General features: G+C 73.1%; 3 protein-coding genes. 1 reads left to right on the top strand and 2 read right to left on the bottom strand.

Annotated features, from left to right (window positions below):
* Window positions 1-245: 245 nt before the first annotated feature.
* Both SPI96_RS01245 and SPI96_RS01240 read right to left on the bottom strand, forming a co-directional pair.
* The gene (locus SPI96_RS01245) at window positions 246-1,505 is read right to left on the bottom strand and encodes an ABC transporter permease (protein ID WP_321080550.1); all 1,260 of its coding nucleotides are present in this window, start codon (window positions 1,503-1,505) and stop codon (window positions 246-248) included.
* Complete coding sequence (locus SPI96_RS01240) at window positions 1,502-2,503, bottom strand: ABC transporter ATP-binding protein (protein ID WP_321080549.1); 1,002 nt, start codon at window positions 2,501-2,503, stop codon at window positions 1,502-1,504. The genes SPI96_RS01245 and SPI96_RS01240 overlap by 4 nt, the downstream gene beginning before the upstream one ends.
* A 218-nt stretch (window positions 2,504-2,721) precedes the next feature.
* Between SPI96_RS01240 and SPI96_RS01235 the strand changes: the two genes are divergently transcribed.
* Window positions 2,722-4,008, top strand: a complete 1,287-nt coding sequence (locus tag SPI96_RS01235; protein WP_321080548.1) for an aspartate kinase — start codon at window positions 2,722-2,724, stop codon at window positions 4,006-4,008.
* Window positions 4,009-4,289 lie beyond the last annotated feature (281 nt).

Below are 4,289 nucleotides of genomic sequence, written 5' to 3'. Positions count from 1 at the left end.
TGCAGGGGTCCCTGCTGGCGGGGCTGATGTGGTGGGGCCATCGGCGCCTGGACACCCCCTCTGGCCGGCTGGCCCCCGGCACCCGCATCGCCTGAGTGGTGCGGGGCCGGTCCCGGCCGGGTCCGGGGGCGGCCGCAAAATCCGGGGGTGCCCCCCCCCCCCCCATCCGCGGGCCCGGCCCCCCCGCGGGGTCGTTGGGGGGGCGCCGTCTTCCCCGGACCCGGCCGGGTCCGGCCCCGCACCACTCAGGCGATGCGGGTGCCGGGGGCCAGCCGGCCAGAGGGGGTGTCCAGGCGCCGATGGCCCCACCACATCAGCCCCGCCAGCAGGGACCCCTGCATGGCCAGGCCGAACGGCCACATCGGCCATGTCCCCTCACGGTCCAGGGGCCGGGCAGAGTCGATGCCCCGCAGCTGCCCGTCAAGGCACTCCACGGTGTCCCGCGGGTCCGCCTGTGCCCTCCGGTAGACCGCGGAGAGCGCGTTCAGGGGTGTGGTCTCCACACCGAAGCGGGTGTCCACCACAGTCCACGGCATCGCATCGGCGAGCACCAGGTACGGGTTCGGTGCCAGCAGCCACGCCACACGGCGGCCGTCGGGGACCGACTGCTCCTGGAGCGGGCCCACACACCGGTCCGCGATGGTGTCGTAGGCGCTCGGGTTCAGGGCCCGCTGGGTCTCGTCGAACTGGGCCCACTGCTCCTCCGTCCACTCGTCGGTGACCGCCTCCGGCGGCATGGCCTCCGAGGAGACCGCATCGTAGTCCGGACGGTTGGCCTGCACGGTCACCTGCATGTACTGCAGGGACAGGACCATCGACACCACCGTGCCCACCGTCAGGGCCGCCACCACCAGGTACGTCACCACAACGGCGAACAGGGTGCGCCCGGCGATCGCCGAGACGGCCACGCCGATCCCGGTGACCACGGCGAACTCCACGAGGATCAGCACCAGCCCCACCACCACCGAGGCCACCGGCACCTGCCCGACGACGGCGCACACCACCAGCCAGGGCAGGGCCGCCGCCACGAACGCGGAGGAGGCCACCCAGGCCGCGAGCCACTTGCCGACCATCAGCTGGCCGGTGGTCAGCAGCGTCACCTGGGTCACCGCCAGTGTGCCGCCGGCCCGGTCCCCGGAGATCGCGTTGGCCGCCAGCGCCGGTGCCACCAGCAGCGCGAGGGTCAGGGTGAACAGCAGGACCCCGTCGAACATGCTGTGCCCGGCCAGGCGCATCATGGCGTCCGCTTCCACGGAGCCGTCCATCTCGCCTGCGAGCACACCCCTCAGGCCGAGGGCCCCCAGCGTGGTCACACCCACCAGGGCGAAGAACAGGGCGAGCAGCACGTACCAGCCGCGCGAGCGCAGCCGCTGCCGCAGTTCCATCCCCACCACGATGGGCAGCGCCGAGCGCCAGGGCAGGGACGCACCGGGCCGGGTGCCGGCGTCGTCGGGGCGGGCCGAACCCGGCGAGACGGGCGGTCGGGTGTACGGGGTGGCGCTCATGCGTGTCCTCCGATGCGTGGGGCGGTGCCGAGGTCGAGTTCGCGGTAGGTGTCCTCCAGGCGGGAGCCCTCCGGGGCGAAGCGGCTCACCGGCACGCCCGCACGGACGAGGTCGGCCAGCAGATCGGCGGCGGCCTGCTCCCCGGCCACCCGCACCAGCACGCCGGGCCGGTGCGGGTCCTCGGTGGCGTCTACCGTCAGGCCCCGATCAGTCAGCGCCGCCAGCAGCTCCGCGCGCCCGGACGGATCCGGGCCGGCCACCCGGTAGAGGCGCACGGCGTCCTCGCCGGACCCCGCGCTGAGATCCTGGACCGCCACACTGGCGCCCTCGCCCACGAACACGGCACGGTCGGCCATCTCCTCGAGCTCGGCGAGCACATGGGAGGAGATCAGCACGGCCGTGCCGGCGTCGGCCATGGCCCGCACGTCGTCGCGCAGGCGCAGACGAGAGCTCGGGTCCAGGCCGTTGGCCGGCTCGTCCAACAGCAGCACCGACGGCCGGTGCACCGTGGCCCGAGCCAGGGACAGCCGCTGCTGCTGTCCGCGCGAGAGCACCCGCGCGGGGCGGCGGGCGAACTCGGTGAGCCCCACCCACTCGAGCTGCTCGTCCGCGCGGCGCCCCGCCTCCGCCGCCCCCATCCCGTAGAGGCGGGCGAGGCTGGTCAGCACGTCGTGGCAGGTGAGCGCCTCCCACATGCCCAGGGTGTCCGGCATCCACCCGATCAGGCGCCGGGCCTCGTGCGGGCTGCGGACGGCGTCCACCCCGGCCACGGAGACGGATCCGCGGTCCGGCCGCAGCAGCGTGGCCAGGATCAGCATCAGGGTGGTCTTGCCGGAGCCGTTCGGCCCCACGAGGGCCGTCACGCAGCGGGCGGGCGCCACCAGGGAGATGTCCCGGACGGCGTGCACGGACCCGAAGGATCGGGCCAGGCCGTGGGCGAGGATCCCGGTGTGGGAGGGGGCCGCCGTCGGGGGCGGGGCAGGGCTGAGCGCAGTCATGCGGCCATTCTCCGGGGGTGCTGCCCCGCGCGCGTCAGACTGCGGGATGATCCCGGGGCTGTGCCGGTGATGCGAGGGGCTGACATCCCAGGCACGGGAGGTCATGGGCTCCGCCGTCGTCCGGCTCCCCCTAGACTTGACCGGTGGCCGCAGCACGGCGCGGGGCGGCGCCCCGGATCCGCCGCGCGGCCTCCCCGACCCGTCTGAGAAGGATCCCCATGAGCCTGATCGTCCAGAAGTTCGGCGGTTCCTCGGTGGCCGACGCCGAGGGCATCCAGCGCGTGGCCCGCCGTGTGGCCGCCACCCAGCGCGCCGGCAACGAGGTGTGCGTGGTGGTCTCCGCGATGGGCGACACCACCGACGAGCTGCTGGACCTCGCCGCCGAGCTCACCGACGACGCCCCCGCCCGTGAGATGGACATCCTCCTCTCTGCGGGCGAGCGCATCTCGATGTCCCTGCTGGCCATGGCCATCCACGCCGAGGGGGTGGAGGCCCGCTCCTTCACCGGGTCCCAGGCCGGCATGCTCACCGACGCCTTCTACGGCCGGGCCCGGATCGTGGAGGTCAACCCCCGCCGGGTGCGCGAGGCCCTCGACGCCGGGTGCGTGGCCATCGTGGCCGGCTTCCAGGGCATGAGCCCTGAGTCCAAGGACATCACCACCATGGGCCGCGGCGGCTCCGACACCACCGCCGTCGCCCTGGCCGCCGCCCTGCGGGCGGACGTCTGCGAGATCTACACGGACGTGGACGGCGTCTACTCGGCGGACCCGCGCGTCGTGCCCTCCGCGCGGAAGCTGACCGAGCTCTCCAGCGAGGAGACCCTCGAGCTGGCGGCCTCCGGTGCCAAGGTGCTGCACCTGCGCTCCGTGGAGTACGCCCGCCGGTTCGGCGTGCCGATCCACGTGCGCTCCTCCTTCTCCGACCATGAGGGCACCTGGATCATGCCCGACCCCAACGACACCATCCACCTCAAGGAAGGCGCCCCCATGGAACAGCCGATCGTCTCCGGTGTGGCCCACGACCGCTCCGAGGGCAAGGTCACGATCGTCGGTGTCCCGGACGTCCCGGGCAAGGCCGCCGAGATCTTCCGCGTGATCGCCGAGACCAACGTGAACATCGACATGATCGTGCAGAACGTGTCCCGCCAGGGCTCCGGCCGCACGGACATCTCCTTCACGATGCCGATCGTGGAGGGCAAGGACGCGCTCGACGCACTGCGTGCCGTCCAGGAGCGGATCGGTTTCGAGGGCATCGAGTCGGACAAGGAGATCGGCAAGCTCTCCCTGGTGGGCGCCGGGATGCGCTCCAACCCGGGCGTGTCCGCGACCTTCTTCAAGGCCCTCTCCGACGCCGGCGTGAATGTGGACATGATCTCCACCTCGGAGATCCGCATCTCGGTGGTCACCGCCGAGGACCGCCTCGACGACGCCGTGCGCGCCGTCCACACCGCGTTCGGCCTGGACGCGCAGGAGCAGGCCACCGTGTACGGCGGCACCGGCCGCTGAGGCACTTCCGTTCGAGAAACGGGAGGTTCCCGGGGCACTTCCGTTGACGAAACGGGAGGTTCCCAGAGCACTTCCGTTCGGGAAGCAGAAAGCCCGCCCCTCCCCACACCACGACGCCGGCCCCCCCCCCTGAACCAGGACAGGGGGGGGGCGGGGCGGGCGTCGTCGGGGGCCCGGGGCTCCCGTTTCATCAACGGGGCCCCCGGCGGAGCCCCCGTTTCATCAACGGGAGCCCCGTGGCGACCTCCCGTTTCGTCAACGGGAGCGCCGGGGGTCAGGTC

Source organism: Micrococcus sp., assembly GCF_034179925.1.
Lineage (GTDB): Bacteria > Actinomycetota > Actinomycetes > Actinomycetales > Micrococcaceae > Micrococcus.
The sequence above is the reverse complement of the archived record's forward strand: the minus strand, read 5'-3'. Positions and strand labels throughout refer to the sequence as shown.

Coding starts and splice junctions, on each gene's coding strand:
- SPI96_RS01245 (WP_321080550.1), bottom strand. CDS start 1,505: ATGAGCGCCACCCCGTACACCCGACCGCCCGTCTCGCCGGGTTCGGCC.
- SPI96_RS01240 (WP_321080549.1), bottom strand. CDS start 2,503: ATGACTGCGCTCAGCCCTGCCCCGCCCCCGACGGCGGCCCCCTCCCAC.
- SPI96_RS01235 (WP_321080548.1), top strand. CDS start 2,722: ATGAGCCTGATCGTCCAGAAGTTCGGCGGTTCCTCGGTGGCCGACGCC.